Genomic DNA, 25,924 nt, shown 5'->3' on the forward strand with positions numbered 1-25,924 from the left:
TAACAGGCACCGCCGCATACAGCGGCTGCCGGAGGACAAACAGACATGAAAAACAATACCATGAACACACTTATCGGCGCGGCGCAGGATGAAAGCCCCGTGGATCTGCTGGTCCGCAACGTCAGGCTGGTCAACGTGCTTTCCGGCGAAATCCACGACGCGCACATCGCCGTCAAAGACGGCATTGTTGTGGGATTTGAAGAATATGAAGCCCTGCACGTTGTTGAAGGAAACGGACGCCATTGCATTCCCGGTCTGATCGACGGGCATATCCATATTGAATCCACCCTGCTGTCACCCGCACGTTTTGCCGCCGCGGCCGCGCCCCACGGCACTGCCGCGGTCATGTGCGACCCCCACGAAATAGCAAACGTCATGGGCGCTGAAGGCATTGAATACATGCTGCACGCCAGCGCCGGTCTGCCGTTGTCCGTTTATGTGATGATGCCTTCGTGCGTGCCCGCCACACACATGGAAACAGCCGGAGCCACCCTGCGGGCGGAAGACGTGCAGGATTTTCTTTCGCGCTACCCCGACCGCATGCCCGGACTCGCGGAAATGATGAACTATCCCGGAGTACTTTTCCGCGACGACGAAGTAATGGCAAAACTGGAGGCAGCAGCTTCTCACGTCATTGACGGCCACGCCCCCCTGCTGCGCGGCAAAGCGCTGAATGCCTATGTGCTGGGCGGCCCCGCAAGCGATCACGAAACATCCGATGCGGACGAAGCCCGCGAAAAGCTACGCAAAGGCATGCACCTGATGATCCGCGAAGGCGGCTCGCAGGAGCACAACCTCGAAGAGCTGGTCACCGTCCTCAACGAATTCAATACCCAGAATGTCTCTTTTGTCAGCGACGACAAAGTGGTCAACGACCTGATGGAAAGCGGACACATGGACGACATACTGCGCAAGGCCATGGCTGCCGGCATTCCCCCTGTCAGAGCCGTGCAGATGGCTTCCATAAACACGGCCCGCTATTTCCGGCTGCACCGTCGCGGTGCGGTGGCCCCGGGCTATCGCGCAGACTTTGTCCTGCTGGACGACCTGCAGACCATGCGCATCTCCGAATGTTATCTGGGCGGGCGCAATGTCAAAGAGATCGACTTCACAGGGCACAGCGCAGCCTTCAGCGCCAACACCGTGCATGTGGCCGGTCTGAACACGGACTCGCTGCATGTGGCGGCCGGCAACGGCAACCTGCGCGTCATCGGCATAGTGCCGGGACAGGTGATAACCCATGCTCTGGAACTGCCGCCCACCCTGCGCGAAGGTGCCGCAGTGGCCGATCCTTCACGCGATCTTGCCAAACTGGCCGTTTTTGAACGCCACAAAGGCACCGGCAACGTGGGGCTGGGATTCACCGCCGGTCTGGGGCTGCACAAGGGCGCACTGGCCGGTACCGTATCGCACGATTCGCACAACCTGATAGTGGCGGGCATGGACGATGCCGACATGATTACCGCCGCGGAAGAAGTGCAGCGCATCGGCGGCGGTCTTGCCGTCGCCTGTGACGGCCGCGTGCTGGCATCACTGCCGCTGCCCATTGCCGGACTGATGAGCGATGCCCCCGTGGAGGATGTGCTTGCCGGTCTGCGCGGCGTAAACGAAGCGCTTGCCACACTGGGATACAAGCTCAGCAGCCCCTTTGCCGCGCTGGCGTTCCTCTCTCTTGCCGTTATCCCCTCGCTGAAGCTTACCGACAAGGGCCTTGTGGACGTCCACAAATTCGAAATCGTCCCCCTGTGGACAGCCTGAGGCTCCGGCCGCACGGCCGCAGCTGAACAACCTGCCCGCCGGAGATGAAACAGCCTCCGGCGGGCAGGGAGATGATCTCCCTGCACCCTCAATACGCCCTGCGCGCACGGCACAGAAACGCCCGCAGCGCGTTGTGCCGCTTTCCCCCCGGACGGCGGCCAGCGTACGCCCCTGAACAGTCAGCCCACCGCGGCAGAAATCGCGCAACGGGGGATGCAAGGGGAATCAGTCCCCTTGCCCGTCGGAGACATAAAAGCCCCCTAAGCAAAAGCAGCCTCCGGCGGGCAGGGAGATGATCTCCCTGCACCCTCAATACGCCCTGCGCGCACGGCACAGAAACGCCCGCAGCGCGTTGTGCCGCTTTCCCCCCGGACGGCCGCCAGCGTACGCCCCCTAACAGTCAGCCCACCGCGGCAGAAATCGCGCAACGGGGGATGCAAGGGGAATCATTTCCCTTGCCCGTCGGAGACATGAAAGCCCCCGAAGCAAAAGCAGCCTCCGGCGAGACTGTGCAACCGTAACGTACTTTTATGTACACATCCCTTGTCACGGGCCATCCGGCGCGGTATACAGGTACTGACTTTCGTCATCACAGACAGCCCGTCGGCTGGGCGCAAAGTCCGTAACCGGATATGTCACGGGCGGACGGCCACACAGCACGACGTTGTTCCGTCAGCAAACTCAAGAGAGGTATTCATGACCGCATCAGGAAGAGAAGAAAGACGCGCCAATGTCATTGAAGTTCTGAACAAGGCCCGCGCCATGGAGCTTCAGGCCATTCACCAGTACATGAACCAGCACTACGGGCTGGACGATATGGACTACGGCGAAATGGCAGGCAAAATGAAGCTGATCGCCATTGACGAAATGCGCCATGCGGAAGCCTTTGCCGAGCGCATCAAAGAACTGGGCGGAGAACCCGTGACAGACTATCCCGGCACCATTGAAAAGCGTCAGGATGTTAAAAAAATCTATGCCTTCGACACCGACCTCGAAGACGATACCATTGATGCTTACAACCAGTTTCTGCAGGTCTGTCGCGAAAACGGCGACAGCATCAGCGCCAAACTGTTTGAGACCATCATTGAGGAAGAGCAGCTGCACCTGAGCTACTTTGACAATGAAAACAATCACATTGAAACTCTGGGCGATGCATATCTTTCGCGCATTGCCGGAACCCCCTCGTCCACGGGACTTACCCCGCAGGGCTTTGCCGTGGCCAAGGGCGGCGCATAACAGCACCCGCACCGGTCATCAGGGAGCAGGAACTATCCTGCTCCTTTTTTTTGTCCCCCGTCTCAGTCAGCCGGTCGTAATGATCGGGTCGTAATGCTCGGGCCGTAATGCTCCGGAAAAAGCCGCAGACCGGCAATCCCCCTTTCTGCATGGATACCCGCGACGCTTCCTGCGCCTTTTCGCACCACTGTCTTGACAAGTACATAGCCGGGGCGTACTTTTCATATGAACGATTGCTCATATGTATGTTTGTTCATAAAACACACGCCTCACGGGAGGAACCATGTCTGAACTTTTAGCCCGCTACGCATTCGCCGTATGGGACATCCTGCTGGACGCATCACCTTATGTGCTGCTGGGTTTTTTTGTGGCCGGTCTGCTTAAAGCTTATCTGCCAGAAGATCTGGTGGCGCGCCATCTGGGAAAAGGGCGCTTTCTTCCGGTGCTCAAAGCGTCGCTTTTCGGGGTGCCTCTGCCTTTATGCTCATGCGGAGTTATTCCCGCCGCTGCCGGGCTGCGCCAGCAGGGAGCAAGCCGCGGCGCCACCACATCGTTTCTGATTTCCACGCCGGAAACCGGCGTTGACTCCATAGCCGTCAGCTACGCACTGCTGGACCCCGTCATGGCGGTTGTCCGGCCGGTGGCCTCGTTTTTCACGGCCATCATCGCCGGAGTGGCAGTAAACAGCCTGCCGGAGGAAGAATCCCCTCAGGCGGCTTCATCAGCGGCCGCTGCCACCGCAGCGACACATCAGGGCTGCAGCTGCGGCCCGCATGCCGGAACAGAACACACTCACGGTATTATGCCCGCACCGGTTGTGCTTCCCGCCGCGGAGCACGCAGCATCTGCGGGTTGCGGCTGCGGGTCGTGCGGACATGACAGCCCCGCCCCCCGCACCATGCGGGAAAAATTCGGCAGCGGCATGCGGTTCGGCTTCGGCGAACTGGTTGCGGACATCGGCAAATGGCTCATGGTGGGTATTCTGCTGGCTGCCGTCATCACCACGCTTATTCCCGACACATTTTTTGCCAGCTATCTTGGTGACGGCCTTATGAGCATGCTGGTCATGCTGGTGGTGGGTATGCCCCTGTATGTCTGCGCCACCGCCTCAACCCCCGTGGCTGCGGCCATGGCCGTCAAGGGACTTTCACCCGGTGCCGCGCTGGTCTTTCTGCTGGCAGGGCCGGCGACCAACGCGGCGACTTTCACGGTAGTTGCCAGACTGATGGGCCGCAAGGTTGCCGCCGTGTATCTGGCCAGCATCGCGGTATGTTCCATTGCACTCGGTCTGGCGGTAAACTGGCTGTATGCCTATCTGGGACTCAGCATCACTTCATGGGTGGGGGCCGCACAAGAAGAATCACACGGCGTTATCGCCATTGCTTCCGCGGTGGTGCTGCTGGGACTGGTGGCCTACCGCACCCTGCCCGGAATCTTCCGGCGGGGGCACAACGCACACGGGCACAGCCACGGGTGCTCATGCGGGCACTAGCCGCCCTGCATCACGGCCGTCCTCTTTTCTGAATACACTGCGCCCCGCTTCACCGGCGGGGCGCTTTTATTGCGCCGGCACACACCGACGCGTGCCGTCAGAATCCGGCATGTCCTAAACGCCGCATGCCCGGGTTGCAGGCGCAACAGCCTGCGCATACCATGACGGCCGCACTCGACACCCGCACTCCGCCATACGGCAGCAGCACACTTCTTCCGCTGTTAAAAACGACAGAAACAGGTAAAAAACGATCAAAAGCGATCATTCTTTGATCGTATTGTACCGGTTGCTAGGGTGCAGCCATGACCGGAGACGCTACGCCGCCGGTCGGGCTGCGTTTTGCACAAGACAAAACGCACGAGGTGTTCATGAAGCGATACAGGCACACGCAGATTCTCGCCCTGCTGGAAACACGCTCCGCCATACGGGCAACCGAGGCGGCGGAGATGCTGGGCGTTTCTGTGGGAACAATCCGGCGGGACATGGCCGAACTGGAAGCCGGAGGCTACCTGAACAGAACGCATGGCGGAGCCTTTGCCGCCATCGAAGGCGAAGCGGGCTTCATGCGCCGCACCTGCTGGAACAGAGACAAAAAGCGTGTCATCGGACAGGCTGCGGCAGCACATATTTCTTCAGGCAGTGTGGTCTTCATCGACGGCGGAACAACGCCGGAGGCCATGCTGCCGTTTCTTGTGGAAAAAACCTCGCTTACGGTGGTCACCTGCGGGCTGAACATTGCCCTGCAGCTGCTGCGCTGGCCTTACATCAGCACAATTCTGCTGGGCGGCGAAGTACATGCGGAATCACGCACAGTGACCGGCACCCTGCCGGTGACACAGCTGGACTCGTTCGGCATGCGCTTTGACATGGCCGTCATAGCCACCGCGGGCATTAGCGCGGAACACGGTGCCACCAACCGCATGCTGGAACGGCTGGCGCTGAAGCAGCTGGTACTGCGCAACAGCGCTTCAAGCATTCTGGTAGGCGACAGTTCCAAAGTGGACTGCGCATTTCTGGGCAGAGTAGCGCCGCTTTCGGCGTTTTCGCTGTGCATTATGGACGACGACCTGACAGATGAGCAGAAAGCGAAGCTGTCGGAAGCCGGGCGATTCGAATTCGTGCCTCTGGAAGGGAGCAGACGGCGGTGACAGGCCGCGCCGGAAGCTGCGGCCGCCTGCGGATTCGCTTTGCCTGCCTTATGGCGGCGCACACAGCTGCGCCGCGGTCACGCCAACCCCGGCTGACAGACTGACAGCCGGTAACCAAGGAGGAAGAGGATGAAACAGGTTCCCATCGTTGACTGGCTGCAGCGGCTGCCCGGCGGCATGATGCTGGTGCCCCTCATTCTGGGTTCGGTCACAGGCACATTTTTTCCCGGATTTCTGGGGCTGGGGTCGTTTACCACCGCCTTGTTCAAAAACAGCGCACTGCCGCTCATCGGTCTGCTCATACTGGCCACAGGCGCCCAGATAAACGCCAGACAAAGCACGGGCGTTTTCAAGCGCTGCGGGGTCCTGCTGCTTACCAAAACGTTCATTCCTGCCGTCATTATTATTCTGTACGGCAACATCTTCGGACGCGAAGGCATTCTGGGCGTATCGCTGCTGGCCGCCATGATAGCCTTCACCAACTCCAACGGCGGTCTGTGGCTGGCCCTTACCGGACAGTACGGCACAGATGAGGACCGCGGCGCCTACATTGCCAGCGGCCTTAACGATGGGCCTTTTTTCATTCTGCTGGCACTGGGCCTTTCCGGACATGCCAACGTACCGTGGCAGGCCATCGTGGGAACGGTCATTCCCTTTATTGTCGGCTTTGTACTGGGTAATCTGGATAAAAAGTTTGCCGAAATGATGAAGCCCACTGCAGCCATTACCATTCCGTTTTTCGCCTTTGCGCTGGGCACGGGCATAAACCTGCAAAACCTTGTGACAGGCGGCGTCACAGGCGTGCTGCTGGGCATCGGTGTAACGCTGGTCACGGGTTTTCTGTGCTTTGCCGGCTACAGGCTGTTCATCCGCAACTCCAATCCGGGCATAGGCTTTGCTGCGGGAACCACTGCGGGCAACTCCATCACCAGCGTTCTTGTGGTGGTGCAGGCCGACCCCTCGTATGCGCCTTTTCAGGCGGTGGCCACCGCACAGGTTGCAGCGGCGGTGCTGGTAACAGCCATACTGTGCCCGCTGATGACGCACTACATGTGCAAGCGCTATGATGCTGCACATCCCCCGCAGGAGCAGCGCGCATGACCAGATACGCAGTTATCGCCGACGACCTGACAGGCGCAGGTGACACCGGCGTGCAGTTTGCCAAAGCCGGACTGCGTACGCGCATTCTGACGCACAACTGGTCGGCGGAAGACCTGAACGGTGTGGACGTGGCCGTGGTGCAGACAGAAAGCCGCGCCATGCCCCCACAGGAGGCATATGCGGCCGTGAAACAGGCTGCACAGCGGCTGCAGGCGGCCGGAGTACAACCGCTGTATAAAAAGGTGGACTCCACTCTGCGCGGGCAGATAGGGCCTGAAATTGATGCGGTCATGGACGTATGGGGGCTGGAACTGGCCCTCCTGTGTCCGGCATTTCCGGAAAACGGAAGAACTCTCATCGGCGGTTATCTGCTGGCCGGAGGCGAGCCGGTATCACGCACCTCCATCGGAGCGGACCCTGTATCGCCCGTGCGGCAGAGCCATATCCCCAGCCTGCTTGCCGCTCAGTCCTCGCGTCCTGCCATAGGGCTTTCGCTGGCAGAAATGACCAGAGGCGACAGTTATCTGGAGAGCATATTCACAGAAGCGCGGCGCAGGAGCGCCATCATTGTGGCCGATGCAGCAGACCCGCAGGATATTGCCCTGCTGGAAAGCCTTGTGGCCCGCTTTGCCCCGCGGGCGCTGTTTGTGGGCTCCGCCGGACTTGCCGCTCCGGTGGCGGCCCGTCTGGCACAATCGTCAGCAGGCAGGCGCCCCGTTGTCACGGTGGTGGGTTCGGTCAACCCCGTATCACGCGGACAGCTGAAACAGCTGCAGCACGAAGGAACGGGACTGCTGCTGGTTACCGCCGACGAGCTGCTGCTTGACGACAGGCACTGGCAGACGGCACTGCGCGCCAAGGCCGAGACGCTGGCATCCATGCTGCGCCGGGGCGAAGACGTGGCGGTGGCCACACCGGGCAACCGGGAAGAAGTACAGGACCTGCTGGAAAGAGGTGCCGGCATCGGGCTGGAGCGCCGCCCCCTTACCGCGCGTGTGGCCGCGCGCACCACTCAGGTGGTGCACGAGGCGCTGGCTTTGCTGCAGGACGGGGAAAAACCGTCCGGCCTTGTGCTCACAGGGGGCGACATGGCCCACGCCATGCTGGCCCACCTGAACACGGCAGGCATGGACCTTATTGCCGAAGTCAGCCCCGGCATACCTGTGGGCAGACTCAGCGGAGGACATGCGGACGGCGTCAAAGTGGTCACCAAAGCAGGCGGCTTCGGCACGCAGGGCGCTCTGGTGCAGGCCGTGCGCACCCTGCGTGAACTGGACTGACAATACAGCCGGGCAGCCCGCCGCTGACGGGGCTGCCCGCCATACCATACAGAACCAAGGAGCAGAGAGTGAAACTGCCTGTTTTAGCGCTGACCATGGGCGACCCTGCGGGAATCGGACCGGAAATAACAGCCAAGGCCCTCGGACGCGATGAAATTCACACCATGTGCACACCGCTTGTGGTGGGCGATATGGCGCTTATGCAGGCGCACAAACGATATATGAACGGCCGCAGGTGCATACTTGTGGACGGAGTGGAAGCGCTGGATACGCTGCCTGCTGACGGTGTGGCCGTTTTTCAGCCGCACGGACCCTTACGCGGCGTTGTGGCGGGTACGCTGTCAGCGGAAGCAGGCCGCGCAGCTGCGGCCTATGTGTACGGAGCCATAGAACTGGCCAAACGCGGCGACATTCAGGGCATAGTGACTGCCCCGCTGAACAAGGAAGCGCTGCATATGGGCGGCGACACCCACCCCGGACACACGGAACTGCTGGCAGAAAGCTTCGGAGTGCGCAACTATGCCATGGTGCTGGCCGCGGAAGACAGATATGTGTTTCATGTGACCACACATCAGTCGCTGCGTTCCGCCATTGATTCACTTACCGTGGATGCCGTGTACCAGCGCATCAGGCTGGCCCATCTGCTGGCGACGGCACTGGGCACACCGCAGGAGACGGTGGCAGTGGCCGGAGTCAATCCGCACGCCGGAGAAGGCGGCATGTTCGGCACGGAAGAGCGCGACATCATAACCCCCGCTGTACAGAAGGCCGTGGCGGAGGGCATACCGGCTGAAGGTCCGGTTCCGGCCGATGTGCTGTTCCCGCGCATGGTACGCGGTCAGTACCGGTTTGCCATCGCCATGTATCACGATCAGGGGCACGCCGTTTTCAAATCGCTGTATTTCGACACCGGCGTCAACATCACCATAGGGCTGCCGGTCATCCGCACCTCTGTTGACCACGGCACGGCGTTTGATATTGCGGGCAAAGGCATTGCCAGCGAAGAAAGCATGATCGAAGCGGTCCGCGCAGCAGCCCGTCTGGGCAACAGCTGGGCACATATAAGCCGCAGCGCCATGTGATGCCGCGGGCGCAAAGCCCGCAGGAACACCGCAACGACATAACATTCCGCCGCACCCACGGCGTCAGAAACCCCGCCGGAAAAACGGAGCGTCCGTCCGGCGGGGTTTTCAGCGGCCATAAACACCGCAACAGGCGGCAGGCCGCTCACATATCCTGTCCGCGCATGCCGGAACGCTCGCCCGCGATCTTGCTCAGCCACTTGCGCATCTGGTCAAGATCCTGCTGATGCACCTGCTCGGCTGTGGAAAGCAGGCTTTTCAGCTGCACGACCTCTTTGCGCAGTTCGGCTATCTCACTTTCACGCGCTCCGAGAGTCTGCTCCAGCGCGGCTATGCCTTCTTCCTTGCGGTTCATTACCGCAAGCGATTCCGCAATGCTTTCCATGGCTTTGGTCTGCTGCTCAAGCAAAGCGAACAGCGCCGCCTGCCCCTGATGCACATATTCGGCAGAAAGCTGCACCGCCGACGGCACCGCGGCCGCGGTCGGCAGTTCTGCCTGCGGAGTGCAGTCCGGCGCGGCGCCCAGCGCAGAACCGTAATGCCGCCGCAGAGCGTGCTCCACGGTCATGGCGTTTTTATGCGTCCGTATTTCGGCAACGATAAACGAGAATATTTCAAGTGCTTCAGGAAGATAACGCCTGCGTTTTCCTTCGCCCGTATGGGGCAGAAACGGCAGAAAGCGCTTGCAGTAGTAACGCGCAGTGGATTCCGGCAGGTCATGTCTGGCTGCCAGTTCCGCTATGGTCAGCAGCGTGTCTGCGGCAGTGCGGTGCGGCATGGTTTCCTCCCTGCGGGTGAAGCCCCGAGAAGACAGAATGCTCAGGATACTGCCGTAACCGTAATCTGTTCGCCACGCGATGGCAACATGAACCGGAAAAAAACGGGGAAAGGCGCATATGGGGCGGATTTTCGGGCGGCCCCCGATTGACAAGGTCTGTCTGACACTGCATAGAAGTGGGTAACTATTGGTACTAGGCTTTTTCCGGGGGGAAACAAAGTTCCATTGAAGGAGGAGCTCCACATGCTGACCAAAGCTGAATTTGTTGCGGCTTTCAAAGATGCACTGCCTGAAGTGTTTGAAACCAAAGTCAGCGCTGAAAAAGCGTACGATGCCTTTTGTCAGGTTCTGGCCGACGGCATTGCAAAGAACGAAGGCGTGCGTCTGCCCAATGTCGGCGCGCTGACCGTAGCCGAACGCGCCGAACGGCAGGGCCGCAACCCCCAGACGGGCCAGCCCATGACCATTCCTGCCCGCAAGGTGGTCAAATTTTCGCCGGCGAAAAGCCTGGTCGATGGTGTGAACAGATAACACACCCTGTGAACGTCTGACGGCCGCGGAAAATTCCGCGGCCGTTTTTTTATCAGCATGTACCGTCAGGGAAGAATACGGCGCACCGTGACAAGTCTGGGAAGCCAGTAACGCGAAAGGTAGCTTTCTTCACGCACGGTGCTGCCCGACTTCGGGCTGTGCACCATGGTGCCGCTGCCGCTTATGACGGCAGTGTGCAGCCCGCCGTATCCGATACGGAAAACCGCTATGTCACCGGCGGCCGCCTGCGCAGGGGCCACCGCGGTACCGGTCTGCGCCTGCCCGTCTGTCATGCGCGGCACCGCAATGCCGTTATGCCGCATAACCCACCAGACCAGTCCGGAGCAATCGAACCCTTGCTGCGGCGAACTGCCGCCCCATCTGTAGGGCACACCCACAAGAGCCTGCGCAGTGCGTACCACGGCCAGCCTGTGCCGCTGGCCCTGCGCCGGCAGCACGGAATCGCCGCCGGCCGCTACCGGCGGCAGCACAGTCTTGTGTCCGCATCCGCCGGCAAGTAAAAACAGCATGACGGCGCACAGCAATGTACGGACAGCCCTGAGACGGCATGGCAGTGACAGATTACACATGAGGTATTATTACCAGTAAGATGGACGCATAGCCAGCTTGTATCCCCGGAGCACGCCATGTTTGAAAACGTACCCCTGAGCGGGATGATCCGCATAGCCAGACAGGCGGGAAAAGAAATCGCCGCCCGTCAGCAGGCCATTGTGCAGGCAGGTGAAGCCGCCATATGGCACAAGGACGACGACTCGCCCGTCACTCAGGCGGACAGGGCGGCCAGTGCCGTTCTGTGTGCCGGACTGGCACAGATGGCTCCTTCTGTTCCCGTTATTTCAGAAGAGGAATCCATTCCCCCTGCCGAGGTACGACGGGGCTGGGGGCTGTATTTTCTGGTGGACCCGCTGGACGGCACCAAAGGCTATCTGAAAGGAGAGGCAGACTACAGTGTCTGTGTGGCACTCATGCGCCGCGACATGCCTCTGACCGGAGTTGTCCATGTGCCTGCGCGCGGGCTTACCTATTACGGTCTGCCCGGCACGGGCGCATGGCGCGAAGATGAAAGCGGCATGCCGGTGCGCCTGCATACCGCCCCCGCCGTTTCCGGAAAACAACCGGTGGTGCTGCAAAGCCGGGTGTCCGCAACACCCAAACTGGATGCCTACATGGATGGTCTGCCCCATACGCGCCTGATGGCAGGCAGTGCCTACAAGTTCTGCCTGCTGGCCGAGGGAACGGCCCAGATGTATCCCTGTCTGCACCCCACATGGGAATGGGACACCGCCGCCGGAGAAGCCGTTCTGCGCGGAGCGGGCGGCACTGTGACCGATATGGACGGCCGCCCCCTCAGATACGGCAAAAGCTCTCTGCTCAACGATCTTTTCATAGCGCGGGGATGATCAGCGCTCCGCCCACAAGGCACGGCGCCCCTTGATACGCAGCCTGCCCAGCGGCAGCCCTCTGAAATACAGTCCGGCCTCCGGCAGGGATGCATCCACGCTGCCCGCATACGCACCGCGGGCCAGATCAATGCTCTGGCCGGACAGCAGGCCGCTTATCAGTTCCGGCTCTTCCACATTCAACGCGCCTGCGGCGCACTGATCTGCGGGGGGCATCATGCAGCGCATCCGGGGTGAGACCCTCACCTCGCCGCGCGAAGCCTTGCCTAGCGGGTATCCCCGCCAGCGGAAGGATTCGGGCAGCAAGTTCAGGGCCTGTTGCGGCAGAAACATGGCCGCGGAACCGAACAGAGCCACCTCGCCGTCCGGCAGCATGTCCGGATCTGCACACGGTCCGCGCAATGCCTGTCTGTGTATTCCCTGCACCCGCATGGCAGAAACAGGTTCGGGCGGCGGTGAATCGCCCTCTTTGCGGAAACGCGCGATATAAAATCCCTGTGCCGATGAACGGGATGCATCCACCCGCAGCGTTCCCTCGCACCCCGGCAGCAGCGGGTCTTCAAAAACAAAACCTTCAAACGGTGCCAGCGGTTCGGGGATCAGCCCCAGTTCCTGCGTTGCCCAGCGCACCTGTTCTTCATTTTCCTGCACGTTGGTCGTGCAGGTGGAATAAACCACAACCCCGCCCGGAGCCAGCAGCCGCGCAGCCTCTCTGAGCAGCAGCCGCTGGATGCCCACAAGCGGCTTGACTTTATCCCCCTGCCACAGCTTCATCACGTTGGGGTTTTTATCCACGGTGCCCCAGCCGCTGCATGGCGGGTCCAGCTGGATTTTCTGCCATGATGCATCCGGCAGGGGCAGGGATTCTCCGGCGTAGCCGCAGGTGGCCGTATGCGGCAGGTTCAGGTTGAACAGGTTCTGACGCAGGGTTGCCAGCCGCTGCGCGTTGGGTTCGTTACCCATCACAAAACCGTCCGGCCCTGCCAGCTGCGCCAGAAAGCCCGTTTTGCTGCCCGGACTTGCACACATGTCCAGCACGGCATCGCCGTTCTGCGGCGCCAGCGCCAGAGGCGGCAGCATGGAAGATCTGTCCTGAATGTAAATCAGTCCGAAAAAAGCTGCCAGACTGCTGCCCAGCGGTCTGGGCTCCTTTGTAAGCCTGCGGGTCCAGGGCGATACCGGCTCCGGTTCAAACTCGTATCCCTGACTGTGCAGCAGGGCTTCAACCAGCGATTCCTGTCCGGCAGGACATACTACGCGGAACGACCGCGCCTGAGGGGATTCTGCCATTTGCACTCCTGTTTTTGCTGCGCGTCTACCCTAAGCTTGCTTGCATCAGCAAGAGGTATTATGAGAGGACAGTCACGGCAGCGTGTCCGCTGCCGATGCATGTTCCCGAGATTGCGACCAAGGAGACCTTGATGCACCGTATATTGCGTTTTCCGCTGGCACTCCTGCTGCTGGCCGTTACGGCCGTACTGCCTTCCGTTGCCGATGCCGGCGGACTGAAGACCTATGCAGTCCTGCCTTTCAAGATACATGGCCCCGACCAGTACAAATATCTGGAAAAAGCCGTTCCGCAGATGCTTACCTCGCGGCTGTATCTGAAGGATAACTTTGAATCCATAGCCCAGAGCAGCGTTGCCGCGCAGGAGTATCCCGCCGACGAAAACGCCGCCGCTGCTGCCCGTTCCGCCCTGAATGCCGATTATCTGGTATGGGGCGACGTGACCGTTATGGGCTCTGAAGCCAGTCTGGACGTGCGCGTGCTGGACACTGCAGGCAATGTGGCTCCCGTGGGCAAACAGACCCCCGTGCTGCAGCTGATTCCCGCGCTCAAAGATGTTTCCGACCAGATAAACCGTGACGTTTTCAAACGCGCGGATATGCAGACCGCCGCCCAGAGCGCTCCGGCGCCGCAGGCTGTCAATCAGATGAACCCCAACCTGATGCACAACGAATCCGACGCCGGCAGGCAGGTGTATCTTAACCCGCAATTCCGCTATGCAGGCAATGAAAATGTGGACACCCGCATGCGCAGCCAGTCGCTGCCCTTTGCCGCACGCGGCATGGTGGTAGGCGATCTGGACGGCACGGGCAAAAACGCCGTCATGCTGCTGGACGAGCATGTGGTGCGCGCATACCGCTTTGACGGAAAAATGCTGGAACCCGCCGGCGAACATCAGCTGCCGCTTTCCATCACCTGCCTGAGCATCAACATGCTCGACATGAACCGCGACGGCATTATGGAAATAGTGGTAAACGCCTATGACAGCTCGCAGGAACCCAAAAGCTTTATCCTGAACTGGAGCAACAACACGTTTACCGTGGTGGCGGAAAAAATCCGTTACTACATGAACGTGGTCAAAACGCCGCCGGACTACATGCCCGTACTGGTGGGACAGGCCGTCGGACGGCCCAAACTTTTCCGCGGCAAGGTGCACGAAGTGCTCAAGATGGGCGGTTCCATGGAGCTGGGACGCAGCCTGAACCTGCCCGAAGGCACCAATGTGCTCAACTTCACGTGGCTGCCCGCCAGCGACGGCGAAGGCCCCAAGCTGGTGGTGCTCAACGACCGCGAACACCTTGTCACCTACACCGAGCGCGGCGGACGGCTTGCCCAGACGCAGGAAACCTATTCGGGCTCTTCCGTGGGCATTCCCATCGACATGAGCATGCCCGGTCTGGGTGAAGACACCGTGCTCATTGACGACATGTATTACATTCCCCAGAACATGCGCGCCGTGAACCTTGACCGTGACGGCCGTTATGAACTTCTGGTGGTCCGGCCCATTTCCACGGCGGCGCAGTTCTTCGAACGCTACCGCTTTTTCCCGCAGTCTGAAATTCACGCACTGCACTGGGACGGCGTAGGCCTTTCCCTGCAGTGGAAAACCCGCCGCATCAAAGGCGCCATCATCGGCTTTGACGTGGCAGACGTGAACAACGACGGCATTCAGGACCTTGTGGTGGCCATTAACACGCACCCCGGCGAACTGGGCGTCCGCTCGCGCAAAACGCAGGTGCTGGCCTATCCGCTTGACCTCGACAGCGCCGCTCCCGGCACCGCCATCGACCGGACATTCCGCGAGGAATAACACCTGTGCGCCTGCCTGTGGTCGCAGGGCGGGAATAGAACAGACAGAACGGCCCGGACGCACTCGTCCGGGCCTTTTACATCCCACGGAGCAGATATGACCGCACCGGCAACAGGCGGGGTACGCCACATAGAGGTCACCCGGGCAGAGGCAGGGCAAAAGCTTCTGCAGTTTCTGCAACGCAGACTGGGCTCCGGTGTGCCGCAGCAGTTTCTGATGCGCATCATCCGCAAGGGTGAAGTCCGTGTAAACAAAGGCCGCGCAAAACCTTATGACAGAGTGTCAGAGGGCGACGTGGTCCGCATACCGCCGGTGCGGCCCGCCGCAGAGCCTTCCTGCGATGCGGCTTGCGCCGTTCCTGCGGTCTCTGCGTCGCCGCTGCCGCAAATCATTGCCAGCGGCGACGGTCTGCTGGTCATCAACAAACCCGCAGGCCTGCCCGTACAACCGGGCACCGGACACACAGACTGTGTCACCGCCCGTCTGGCGGCACACTTTGCCGGCGCCGACTTCATGCCTGCACCGGCCCACAGGCTGGACAAAAACACCTCGGGGCTGCTGCTGGCCGGCACAACCTATACGGCCCTGCGCACCCTGCAGGACCTTTTCCGCAACGGGCACAGCCTGATAAAGGATTATTGTGCGTGGGTGTGCGGTATCTGGCCGGAGCAGGAGGCGCTGACGCTGACAGATGTACTGGTGAAAGAAGGAACGCCGGGAAAGGAAAAAATACACGCACTGCCCGCCGGCAGCGGGCAGCCGCATACGGCTCCGCCGAAGGGCAGAGAAGCTCTCTGTCAGGTGGTGCCGCTGCTGCGCCTCGACAACGCCACCCTGCTGGGCATACGGCTTGCCACCGGACGCACACACCAGATACGGGTACAGCTGGCCTCACGGAACCATCCCGTCATCGGCGATGTGAAGTATGGTGCTCCCGCATGCAGAGCGGGGATGCTGCTGCACGCCTTCCGGCTGGTTCTGCCCGCCCCCTTCGGGCGTGAGTTCTTCTGCCCGCCGCCATGGCAGGGCCGCCGGGCTGTTGCCCCGCAGACTCTCCGGCAGTGCCGGTTTCCGCCGCTGCGGCCCGCAGACTGAAAAGCCTGCCGGTGACGCACGCTCTTAGGGCGACGAAACAGGCAGGCAGATAAAAACCGGTTCGCGGCAATGCCGCTTCCTTCTCAACGTCGGGTCTCGCGCAGCGTCTCGCCCGGAAAAACGACCCTGCCGGCACGGCTGGTGTCATACCCTTCCAGCTGCCCCGCCAGTGCTGCAAATTCCGGCGTGGTGAACAATCCCATAAACAGCTGTATGTGACGTTCAAAAAACGTATCGCGCGGAATGAGCAGGTCGAACCGTTCCCACCCCAGCGGAATGAAATCAAGCCCCAGCAGCCCGGCAACGGCCCGTATGGCGGGCGCTGTATCCGCCCTGCCGGAAAGGACTTCAAGCCCCACATCCATATGGCGCGAAAATTCGTTTTCGTACCCTTTCAGACGCGCGGGATTTATACCGGCCGCCGCCAGCTCGGAATCAAACAGCAGCCGCGTGCCCGTACCCAGAGGGCGGTTGGCCACCGTCAGCCCGCCACCGGCCACATCTGCCACGCACGAAATACCGGCGGGGTTCCCCCGCGGCACCAGCAGCCCCTGTTCACGCAGGCAGAAATTGACCACAGCCGGACGCTCTTCAAGCTCACGTTCGGCATGGGCAAAATTGTACTCCGCACCGTCTTCCTGCTTCAGATGGCTGGTCGCCATATGGCAGACACCCCGACGAAGCGCCTTGATGCCCCCCATACTGCCCATGTTGGCAAAAGCGGCAATATAGTCCGGCTGGGCGTCCATAAACAGCCGCAGGGTTCGCTCAAAAAGAATGTCATTGCTTCCCGCCACCAGCAGCACACCCTCTGCAGGGGGGGCGGATTCGTGACGGCGGGGAAAATTGATGGTGGAATTTTCCACCCACTGCTCCACAAGGTGCGCAGGAAAAAGCCACTTACCCGTGACCTTGGTCGCAGGCAGCCCCTTGTCGGAAATAAGGGTGTAGACCATCTTCTCGTTCACACCCAGAAACTGGGCAACTTCGCGTGTGGAAAGCAGGTTTTTCATACGTCTTCCTGTTGTTGATTCCCGATGCGTAAGAAACTACTGCAAACACCGGCTGCGGGCAACCGGAGGCCCTGCGTCACGACAAACGCATCGGCAGCATCCGCAAGTACCCTGTTTCAGAACCGGTTTGCCCTCCGCGGGCAAGGGGAATGATTCCCCCCGCATCCCCCGTTGCGCACGCTGTGCCGCGATCAGCTGACTGTACGGGCGTGCGCGGGCGGCAGCATGACAGGCAGCGTCATAACGCACAGTGGTCCGGCAACGTGGCCCCGCTTCTGTCTGCGTGCCGTATGTACGGGGCCTGCTGATGGGACGGGGAAAACAGCCCGCCCTGCCGGAGGCTCTTTCTGTTTCGGAACTGTGATGCATAAAAAAACGGGCACCGGAACTATGCCGGTGCCCGAGGTCATTCAGGACAGAAAAACGGGTCAGCGCTTGTACACGGCACCGTTGGCGGCAGACGTCACCAGACGGCTGTAGCGTTTCAGCAGCGGAGAGGTGACCTCTTTCACCACGGGCGTAAATGCAGCACGCCGGCGCTCCATTTCTGCTTCGTCAACCAGCAGGTCCAGCTTGCGGGCGGGGATGTCTATCTCGATCATGTCCCCTTCACGCACCAGCCCTATGGGGCCGCCGTCAGCAGCTTCGGGTGATACATGCCCTATGGCGGCACCTCTGGTTCCGCCGGAAAAACGCCCGTCGGTAATCAACGCCACATCGGCCCCCAGCCCTATGCCGGCAATGGCTGCGGTGGGAGACAGCATTTCGCGCATACCGGGACCGCCTTTCGGCCCTTCGTAGCGTATGATGATGGCATCGCCCTTTTCAATCCGCTGCGCCATAATGGCTTCAAAGGCGGCTTCTTCTGATTCAAACACACGGGCACGCGCTGTACGCTGCATCATTTCCGGTGCAACGGCAGACTGCTTGACCACGGCCCCTTCCGGCGCAAGCGACCCGTACAGAATGGCAATACCGCCCTGCGGCGAATACGGCTTTTCCATGGGCCTGATGACATCGTGGTCACGCACCGCGGCGCCCAGTGCATCAAGGTTTTCGCCCACGGTACGGCCTGTGACGGTCAGTGCGTCGCGGTGTATGCGCCCCGCCTTGTCCAGTTCGGCCATGACCGCGGGAATACCCCCTGCACGGTGCAGGTCCTGTATATGCTGGTCACCGGCGGGCGAGAGCTTGCACAGGTTGGGGGTCTTGCGGCTTACCTCGTCAAAAATGCCCAGAGTAAGATCAAGCCCTGCCTCGGCAAATACAGCGGGCAGATGCAGTACCGTGTTTGTGGAACAGCCCAGCGCCATATCCGCGGCAACAGCGTTGGCCACGGCCTTTTCGGTCACGATATCACGCGGCTTTATATCGCGCTCCAGCAGCTCCATGACGCGCATGCCGGCATGTTTGGCCAGCCGCACCCGCGCTGCGGAATTGGCCGGCGTGGTACCGTTGCCCGGCAGCGCAAGCCCTATGGTTTCGGAAAGACAGTTCATGGAGTTTGCCGTGAACATGCCCGCGCACGACCCGCAGCCGGGACATGCCGTCTCGGAAAGCTGCTCCAGTTCGTCTTCCGTCATTCTGCCCTGCCGCACCATGCCCACACCTTCAAACACGGTGATGAGGTCTGCGGCCTTGCCGTTGCCCGTGCCTGCCATCATGGGGCCGCCGCTGATAAGAATGGACGGCACGTTCATACGCAGCATGGCCATAAGCATGCCGGGAACCGACTTATCACAGTTGGGTATGAAGACCAGCGCATCAAAAGGATGAGCCGTGGCCATTATCTCAATGGAATCTGCAATGATTTCGCGGCTGGGCAACGAAAAACGCATGCCTTCATGGTTCATGGCCAGCCCGTCGCATACCGCTATGGCGGGAAACTCCATGGGTGTGCCGCCCGCGGCGCGCACTCCGGCCTTCACTGCTTCGGCAATGGTGTGCAGGTGGATGTGTCCCGGTACCACCTCGTTGGCGGAATTGACCACCCCCACAAGCGGTCTGGACAGTTCTTCACGGGTCAGGCCCAGGGCGTACAGCAGCGAACGATGCGGGGCTTTTTCAAGCCCGTGTGTCATTTTCTTGCTTCTCATGTTGTCCTCTGTGCGCGCTGACGTCAAAGCCCGCGCAGCCGGCCGGAAGGAAAGACACCCGCCGGAAAGCTACCGGAAACCCTGCGGCAACGCACTGAATGGATCAGCGCTTCACGGCTATCCAGCTGCTTACAACGCCCATGACCGCAGGCACGGCCACCAGCATGGCCACCTGCTCCACAGGCAGAAAAGACAATTGCATACTTACCGGCGGAAACATGAACACGTTGCGTATCTGCATCCATGTGACCCATAAAAGGCCGGTGGCCAGCAGTCCCCCGCAGAGGCCCTGAATGCCGCCGGTGATAAGCAGGGGCAATCGTATGTACCAGTTGCGTGCACCCACCAGGTGCAGAATTTCAATTTCCGTTTCACGGCTGACCAGAGACAGCTTGATGGTGTTGCCCACCACAAGCGAAAGCACCAGCCCCAGAAAACCTATGACCGGCCACATGACATTACGGCTGAACACGTTCCACGCACGGGCAAGATCGTCACGCACGGGGCTTGCCCCGATACGCTGAACGCCCGGCAGTCCGGAAAGGTACGTCATGGTTTCATCGTGCCAGCCGCTCATATCCTTTGCTTTGGGTTCAAAAACAAGAACCGCGGTGGGAGGCAGCGGACTTTTACCTATCCATGATGTATCCACCCCGCCTACCGAAGAAAGGTTGCCTGACAGCGTTTCCAGTGCCTCTTCGGGAGTATACGTTTTCACTTCGGTCAGCCACGGCATATGTCCGAAGCTGTCCCATTGCGAGCGCACTGTTTTCATGTCGGCATCGGCATGCCAGTATACCTGATAAACGGCCTTGCCACGGGCCGTGCCCAGCGCCTGATCCAGATTGACAAACGCCATCAGAAAAAGTCCGGCAAGGAAGACGGCCAGCGTGACGGCAAGAAGCGTGAAGACCTGTGCCAGAGGATGGGCGGCCATATCGCGCACGCCCCGGCCGAAAAGCCGCAGAATGATGCCTACCATGCATCCTCCGCTTCGGAACCTTCAAAAATTTCGGCTCCTGTCCAGTTGGCATAGGTTATTTTGCCTTCGTCCAGCCGCAGCACACGGGCACCGGGGTGCCGTTCCACCAGTTCTCTGTTGTGCGTGGCCACAATGACCGTTGTGCCGTACGAATGGAACTGTCTGAAAATATCAAGCATACGCAAAGCCAGTTCAGGGTCCAGATTGCCCGTGGGTTCGTCCGCAAGCAGAATCTGCGGATTGACCACAACGGCGCGGGCTACCGCCACCCGCTGCTGTTCGCCGCCGGAAAGTTCACTGCAGGGCGCTGCAAGCCTGTTCTCCAGCCCCAGTCCGCGGGCCACGGCGCGCACTCTGCGGTCGATATGCACCCGCTGCAGGCAGCGCACCTCCAGCGCTATGGCAATGTTGTCATACACCGAGCGCCGCGGAAGAATTTTAAAATCCTGAAAAACGACACTCACCTGTCTGCGCAGGGCGGGCAGCTGACGGGTTTTGAGATTGCGCAGGTCAAAACCGGCCACACTCAGCGAGCCGCGGTATACCGGCAGCGCGCCGTACAGCATACGCAGCAGAGTGGTCTTGCCCGCGCCCGAAGGCCCGCACAGAAACAGAAAATCACCTTTATCAAGCCGGAAGGAAACATTTTTCAAAGCCCAGTGCGGGCCGAAATTATGGGAAAGATGCTGGGCGTTAAGCATGTGTGGATTCCGCTACGGAAAAAGGGGGCGCAAAGGCCCCCTGTTTGTGCTGATGGTGCGCGGCGTATCAACCGCATTTGGTGAATCCGCAGGCAGGGCAGATATGGCAGCCTTCCTGAAACACCAGTTCTTCATCGCAATCGGGGCACTGCTGCCTACCGAGCCCGTTGGGAGCGTGTACGGGCACCTTGGCCTTTAGGTACCTGTTTTCCATTACCCATGCAATGGCATCGGGTATGGACAGCAGCAATCCTTTTTTCTGAAACTTGGGGTGTTCTCCGCCTATACCCTTGAGCTGCCGCACTATTTCCATCACCTCAACGCCGGAGCGCAGCGCCAGCGAAACCAGTCTGCCGATGGCTTCCGCCTTTGCGGTGATGGACCGTCCCGACTTGCCTATGGTGGTGAACAGTTCAAACGGCCTTCCGTCCACTTCGTTAATAGTCACATACAGCACACCCAGCCCCGTTTCCACTTTCTGGGTAAATCCGTATACGATATCAGGACGTTCACGCACAACGCTGCGTTCTTTTTTCTGCTCTTCCTTGCTTTTTTCTCCGTCGCCGGTGCACAGAACCTGCGACTGTTTGCAGCCGTCACGGTATACGGTAACCCCCTTGCAGCCCCGCTCATACGCCATCCAGTAAATGCTGCGTATGTCGTCAATGGTTGCGCTGTTGGGCAGGTTGACGGTCTTGGACACGGCGTTGTCGGTATATTCCTGAAACGCCGCCTGCATTTTCAGATGCCATACGGGCTCTATGTCCATGGCTGTCACAAAAACATCGCGCATATGCTGCGGCAGGTGCTCCATTGTCTGCACAGACCCTTTCTGCGTTACAGCTTCCATCAGCTTTTCAGAATAGCACTGCTCGTCCTTGAGCGCCTGCTCAAAATAAGGATTCACTTCCACCAGACGCTCGCCGTCCATGACATGCCGCGCAAAGCTGAGCGCAAACAACGGTTCAACCCCGGAAGAGCATCCCGCAAGAATGGACAGGGTTCCGGTGGGGGCAATGGTCGTTATGGTGGCGTTGCGGTACGGTCCGAGGTCCCGCTGTCCGAACACTGACTCGGCGTAAGCCGGAAAGGGTCCGCGTTCCTTGGCAAGCTGTTTGGAGGCGGCACGGCCTTCCGCGCGGATGAATTCCATGACACGGCCGGCAAGCTTAACGGCATCCTGACTGTCGTAGGGAATGCGCAGCTGAAACAGCAGGTCGGCCCAGCCCATGACGCCCAGCCCGATTTTGCGGTTTCTGTGCACCGTTTCTGTTATGCGGTCCAGCGGATAGCGCGAAGCATCGATGACATTATCCAGAAAACGCACGGAAAGCCTGATAATACGCTTAAGCTCTGCCCAGTCTATGGAATCTGCCGTGCTGCCATGCCCCGCAAGGTACAGTCCGGCCAGATTGACGGAACCGAGATTGCAGGCCTCGTAAGGCAGCAGTGGCTGCTCCCCGCACGGGTTTGTGGACTCCATCTCGCCCTGTGCGGGCGTGGGGTTGTCACGGTTTATCCGGTCGATGAAAACAATGCCCGGATCCCCCGACTCCCACGCTTTCTGCACCAGTATCTCAAACACCTCACGGGCATTCAGGGTACCTTTGGCTTCGCCGGAGTGCGGCGCCATCAGGGGATATTCTTCACCTTTTTCCACCGCCTTCATAAAATCTTCGGTCAGCGCAACGGAAAGGTTGAAGTTATTGAATTCCCCTTCACGTTCCTTGGCGCGGATGAATTCCAGAATGTCCGGATGGTCCACACGCAGAATGCCCATATTGGCCCCGCGGCGTGTGCCTCCCTGTTTAATCTGCTCCGTGGCGGTATTGAAAATGCGTAAAAAAGAAAGCGGACCCGAGGCAACCCCGCCCGTGGACCCCACACGGCTGGCCGCCGGACGCAGGCGCGAGAATGAAAACCCTGTTCCGCCTCCTGATTTATGAATCATGGCGGCATGTTTCACGGCGTCAAAGATCTCTTCTATGGAATCACCCACCGGCAGCACAAAACAGGCCGCCAGCTGACCCAGATCAGTGCCCGCATTCATCAGCGTGGGAGAATTGGGTAAAAATTTCCACGATGTCATCAGGTCGTAAAATTCACGGGCCAGTTCGTCCGCCCTGCACGACGAATCAGGGTATTTACCCTCCTCCGCCGCGATGGCAGACGCCACACGCCAGAAAAGCCCCGTGGCATCTTCCAGCGGTTCTCCGTCAGGGCCTTTGCGGTAATAACGCTTCGAAAGCACGACCTCTGCATTCTGGTTGAGCACAACGGGCTGCAAGTCTTCCGGCTGTTTCATGTCATCCCTTTAACGTATCAAATCAATTGGTTATAGTTTTTCTCAACTTTTACTACCTGCTACGGAGCTTAGCATGCCCTGCCGGAAAAAGCCACTGCCGCATCACAATCTGCAGTTGTTGACACGGTGCGTGTCCGTACACTGCCGCCGCGGCACACCGCTGACCGCGCACAAAAAAACCGGCCGGAATTGCTCCGGCCGGTCTGTACCCGCAGTATGCCGCGGCTGCCGCTGTGAAGGAAGCAGCGCCGTTGTGCTGTTTAGTAGTGTCCGCCCATCATGCCGCCACCCATATGGTAGCCGCCGCCCCGATGAAACCCGCCGCGGTGACCGCGTCCGAAGCCGGACTTGAGCCCCACTTCCTTTTCAAGGCGCTGGGAAAGTTCAATGTGCAGGTTGCGCAGCTGAGTGCGCAGCTGGGCCACTTCACCGGCAGTCTTGCCCACTGCCGCGGGGTCTGTGGCCGGATTGTTGTACATGGCATTCAATTCTGCCTGCTTGGCAAACAGCTTGTCGCGCAGGGGGGTCATCTTGCCGTCGGCTTCGGCCACAATCTTGTCATACAGAGCCTGCTTGTCGGGTGTCAGCGAATCATATGCGGCCTGACCGCCGGGTCCGCTGCCGCCAAAGGGGCACACGGCCGCCCCGCCGCCGGAGCCCATGCCGCCGTATCCGCCGCGATGGCCGTATCCGTGTCCGTAAGGACCGGCAAAAGCCACTGCTGCCAGAGCAAAAATACCGAGGGCTGCTACTATGGTGATAATGGAACGGGTCTTCATAATGTCCTCCGGATTACCTTGTGCACCTTCTGGTGCGTTGCTTGCATTTGCTCATGATAGAGCAACAGGCGTGCCATACACGCACATGAAGCAATATCGCACAACAAACCGGCATGTTATGCACAGAAGCGGGACAACACAGTGAAAGTCAGTGTATAAAAAACATACACCTTTGAGAAAAAGCACTGTATAAAAAATAGACGCTGTACAAATATTGAACACGCAAGGTGACGGCAATGCACTTCAGAAAAAAACATTCCCTTCCCGGGCCGTTTGCCTCGCCGTGGCTGGTTATCGGCGCGGCGGTCATTCTGGGCGTGGTGGTTGTGGCGCTTTCAGTGCGCAACATCACCCGTTCGGAACAATACATGGCCAATATCCTGCTGGAAAAAGGCGGATCGCTTATCAAGGCATTTGAGGCCGGAGCACGAACGGGCATGCGCGGCAGCGCGTTCCGCCTGCAGGTGCTGCTGGAAGAAATGGCCGACCAGCCGGATATTGATTTCATTGCCCTGACAGACAGGGAAGGCAATATTGTGGCCCACAGCAACAACGAACAGGTAGGCAAACGGCTTTTCGGCGCCGAGGTGACCACCGACCTGCTGCGGCCTGACACACGCCCGAGGTGGAGCATTTTCGGGCAGGCCGGTAAACGATACTTTGTGGTCTACCGTGAATTTGCACCACTGCAGGGCCGCCATGCCCGCAGGGGACACATGATGCCGCACATGCGCAACCACGCGTGGGATAACTGGCAGCAGCCGGACGGCCCGCCGCCCATCATTTTTGTCGGGTTCGACGTTCAGCCGTTCGAGGACGCCCGCAGACAGGACAAACAGCACACCATGACCATGGCAGCCATAGTGCTGCTGTTGGGGGTTGCGGGTTTCATATCGCTTATCTGGGCACAGAATGTCCGCCGCGCACGCAAAGAGCTGGAAAGCACACAGGCCCTGTCGGATGAGATTGTTTCCAATCTCCCCGAAGGTCTGGTGGTGCTGGATGCCGCCGGAGATGTTTCTTTCATGAACAATGCGGCCCGCGCCATGCTGGGAGACGGTACCGCCGCTCACGATGCGCACGAAGCAGCCGCAGGCTGCCCGCCGCTGCCGCCGGTACTCATGCATGCCGTACGCCAGCTGGACACCCAGCACATACTGAGCGGCAGAGAAACGGTGCTTTCCGGCACCGGAGGCCCTGTCCCGGTCAGTGTTACCGGTGCGTGCATAACAGGCGAAGACGGTTCGCTGATGGGCAAACTGCTGCTGCTGCACGACCTGAGCGAAGTGCGCAGACTGGAAGAAGAAGTACGCAGGCGCGAAAAGCTGGCAGCCATAGGCAGTCTGGCTGCGGGGGTGGCTCACGAAATACGCAATCCGCTCAGCTCCATCAAAGGATATGCCACCTATTTCGGCACCCGCTTTGCCGAAGGCAGCGAAGACCGCGATGCCGCCCGGATCATGGTGCAGGAGGTGGACAGGCTCAACCGCGTCATTTCCGACCTTATCGGTCTGGCCCGCCCGTCGGACCTGTCTTTAAAGCCCAGCAGACCGGAATCGCTGGCAGAAAACGTACTCCGCCTTATCCGGCAGGATGCCGCGGGCAAAAACATAGACTTGCGGTTCGCCGCGGCGGACGACCTGCCGCAGGCAGTGCTCGACCCCGACAGAGTGACGCAGGCGCTGCTGAATGTCTGCCTTAACGCACTGGATGCCATGGAAAGCGGCGGCGTACTGACGCTGAGCGTTGACACCGACAGTACCTCTTCCGAAGGCCGCAGGCTGCTGCGGTTCAAGGTGCGTGACACGGGCTGCGGCATAACGCCCGAAACCCTGAGCACCATGTTTGACCCGTATTTCACCACCAAAAGTCAGGGAACGGGGCTCGGGCTGGCCATTGTGCACAAAATAGTGGAGGCCCACGGCGGCGAAATAGCCGTGCAGTCTTCCGTAGGCAGCGGAACGGAAATATCTCTCATTCTGCCGCTTGAACCGCAACGCAACGCGAACAGCTGACCCGGCGGCGCGT

At 60.0% G+C, this 25,924-nt stretch carries 21 protein-coding genes; 12 read left to right on the plus strand and 9 right to left on the minus strand.

Annotation, left to right across the window (positions count from 1 at the left end):
- Window positions 1-45 precede the first annotated feature (45 nt).
- From ade to pdxA, 7 genes are all read left to right on the plus strand, one after another.
- Window positions 46-1,758 (plus strand): adenine deaminase, encoded by a 1,713-nt coding sequence (gene ade / locus H586_RS0116355; protein WP_027182557.1) that lies wholly within the window; start codon window positions 46-48, stop codon window positions 1,756-1,758.
- 696 nt (window positions 1,759-2,454) lie between these two features.
- Complete coding sequence (locus tag H586_RS0116360) at window positions 2,455-2,994, plus strand: bacterioferritin (RefSeq protein ID WP_011366305.1); 540 nt, start codon at window positions 2,455-2,457, stop codon at window positions 2,992-2,994.
- A gap of 283 nt (window positions 2,995-3,277) precedes the next feature.
- Window positions 3,278-4,486 carry an SO_0444 family Cu/Zn efflux transporter gene (locus tag H586_RS0116365; RefSeq protein ID WP_027182558.1) on the plus strand — a complete coding sequence of 403 codons (1,209 nt, stop codon included), beginning with the start codon at window positions 3,278-3,280 and terminating at the stop codon, window positions 4,484-4,486.
- Between the two features lie 368 nt (window positions 4,487-4,854).
- Window positions 4,855-5,634 carry a DeoR/GlpR family DNA-binding transcription regulator gene (locus tag H586_RS20290; RefSeq protein WP_162147981.1) on the plus strand — a complete coding sequence of 260 codons (780 nt, stop codon included), beginning with the start codon at window positions 4,855-4,857 and terminating at the stop codon, window positions 5,632-5,634.
- A 129-nt stretch (window positions 5,635-5,763) separates the two neighbouring features.
- Window positions 5,764-6,735 (plus strand): 2-keto-3-deoxygluconate permease, encoded by a 972-nt coding sequence (locus H586_RS0116380; RefSeq protein ID WP_011366302.1) that lies wholly within the window; start codon window positions 5,764-5,766, stop codon window positions 6,733-6,735.
- Window positions 6,732-8,015, plus strand: a complete 1,284-nt coding sequence (locus H586_RS0116385; protein ID WP_027182559.1) for a four-carbon acid sugar kinase family protein — start codon at window positions 6,732-6,734, stop codon at window positions 8,013-8,015. The genes H586_RS0116380 and H586_RS0116385 overlap by 4 nt, the downstream gene beginning before the upstream one ends.
- A gap of 68 nt (window positions 8,016-8,083) precedes the next feature.
- Window positions 8,084-9,097, plus strand: coding sequence for a 4-hydroxythreonine-4-phosphate dehydrogenase PdxA (gene pdxA / locus H586_RS0116390; protein WP_027182560.1), 1,014 nt, complete (start codon window positions 8,084-8,086; stop codon window positions 9,095-9,097).
- A 145-nt stretch (window positions 9,098-9,242) separates the two neighbouring features.
- Here the strand turns inward: pdxA and H586_RS0116395 are convergent, their stop codons facing one another.
- Window positions 9,243-9,875 (minus strand): MerR family transcriptional regulator, encoded by a 633-nt coding sequence (locus H586_RS0116395; protein WP_027182561.1) that lies wholly within the window; start codon window positions 9,873-9,875, stop codon window positions 9,243-9,245.
- 243 nt (window positions 9,876-10,118) lie between these two features.
- Here H586_RS0116395 and H586_RS0116400 point away from each other — a divergent pair, with 243 nt between their 5' ends.
- Entirely contained in the window at window positions 10,119-10,406 is a 288-nt protein-coding gene (locus tag H586_RS0116400) for an HU family DNA-binding protein (RefSeq protein ID WP_011366298.1), read from the plus strand.
- Between the two features lie 65 nt (window positions 10,407-10,471).
- On the opposite strand, the gene H586_RS19645 is transcribed toward H586_RS0116400, so the two are convergent.
- A complete protein-coding gene (locus H586_RS19645) occupies window positions 10,472-10,936 on the minus strand; it encodes a C40 family peptidase (RefSeq protein ID WP_158303350.1) in 465 nt (154 codons plus the stop codon).
- Window positions 10,937-11,053: 117 nt separating this feature from the next.
- Here H586_RS19645 and H586_RS0116410 point away from each other — a divergent pair, with 117 nt between their 5' ends.
- A complete protein-coding gene (locus tag H586_RS0116410; protein WP_027182562.1) occupies window positions 11,054-11,827 on the plus strand; it encodes a 3'(2'),5'-bisphosphate nucleotidase CysQ family protein in 774 nt (257 codons plus the stop codon).
- Here the strand turns inward: H586_RS0116410 and H586_RS0116415 are convergent, their stop codons facing one another.
- Entirely contained in the window at window positions 11,828-13,117 is a 1,290-nt protein-coding gene (locus tag H586_RS0116415) for an NOL1/NOP2/SUN domain family protein (protein ID WP_011366295.1), read from the minus strand.
- Between the two features lie 131 nt (window positions 13,118-13,248).
- Here H586_RS0116415 and H586_RS0116420 point away from each other — a divergent pair, with 131 nt between their 5' ends.
- Both H586_RS0116420 and H586_RS19650 read left to right on the plus strand, forming a co-directional pair.
- Window positions 13,249-14,925 carry an FG-GAP repeat domain-containing protein gene (locus H586_RS0116420; RefSeq protein ID WP_027182563.1) on the plus strand — a complete coding sequence of 559 codons (1,677 nt, stop codon included), beginning with the start codon at window positions 13,249-13,251 and terminating at the stop codon, window positions 14,923-14,925.
- A gap of 96 nt (window positions 14,926-15,021) precedes the next feature.
- Window positions 15,022-16,020 (plus strand): RluA family pseudouridine synthase, encoded by a 999-nt coding sequence (locus H586_RS19650; protein ID WP_034619581.1) that lies wholly within the window; start codon window positions 15,022-15,024, stop codon window positions 16,018-16,020.
- A gap of 83 nt (window positions 16,021-16,103) precedes the next feature.
- Here the strand turns inward: H586_RS19650 and H586_RS0116430 are convergent, their stop codons facing one another.
- From H586_RS0116430 to H586_RS19655, 6 genes are all read right to left on the minus strand, one after another.
- Entirely contained in the window at window positions 16,104-17,033 is a 930-nt protein-coding gene (locus H586_RS0116430; protein ID WP_011366292.1) for a helix-turn-helix transcriptional regulator, read from the minus strand.
- 428 nt (window positions 17,034-17,461) lie between these two features.
- On the minus strand, window positions 17,462-19,129 hold the full coding sequence (ilvD, locus tag H586_RS0116435) for a dihydroxy-acid dehydratase (RefSeq protein WP_011366291.1): 1,668 nt from the start codon (window positions 19,127-19,129) through the stop codon (window positions 17,462-17,464).
- A gap of 103 nt (window positions 19,130-19,232) precedes the next feature.
- The gene (locus H586_RS0116440; protein WP_011366290.1) at window positions 19,233-20,111 is read right to left on the minus strand and encodes a cell division protein FtsX; all 879 of its coding nucleotides are present in this window, start codon (window positions 20,109-20,111) and stop codon (window positions 19,233-19,235) included.
- Complete coding sequence (gene ftsE / locus H586_RS0116445; protein WP_027182564.1) at window positions 20,105-20,812, minus strand: cell division ATP-binding protein FtsE; 708 nt, start codon at window positions 20,810-20,812, stop codon at window positions 20,105-20,107. The genes H586_RS0116440 and ftsE overlap by 7 nt, the downstream gene beginning before the upstream one ends.
- Before the next feature lie 67 nt (window positions 20,813-20,879).
- Window positions 20,880-23,117, minus strand: a complete 2,238-nt coding sequence (locus H586_RS0116450) for a vitamin B12-dependent ribonucleotide reductase (protein ID WP_027182565.1) — start codon at window positions 23,115-23,117, stop codon at window positions 20,880-20,882.
- Between the two features lie 260 nt (window positions 23,118-23,377).
- Window positions 23,378-23,896 carry a periplasmic heavy metal sensor gene (locus H586_RS19655; protein ID WP_051364076.1) on the minus strand — a complete coding sequence of 173 codons (519 nt, stop codon included), beginning with the start codon at window positions 23,894-23,896 and terminating at the stop codon, window positions 23,378-23,380.
- Between the two features lie 236 nt (window positions 23,897-24,132).
- Here H586_RS19655 and H586_RS19660 point away from each other — a divergent pair, with 236 nt between their 5' ends.
- A complete protein-coding gene (locus H586_RS19660) occupies window positions 24,133-25,911 on the plus strand; it encodes an ATP-binding protein (RefSeq protein ID WP_034619590.1) in 1,779 nt (592 codons plus the stop codon).
- Window positions 25,912-25,924: the final 13 nt, after the last annotated feature.

It is taken from the genome of Oleidesulfovibrio alaskensis DSM 16109 (assembly GCF_000482745.1).
GTDB lineage: Bacteria > Desulfobacterota > Desulfovibrionia > Desulfovibrionales > Desulfovibrionaceae > Oleidesulfovibrio > Oleidesulfovibrio alaskensis.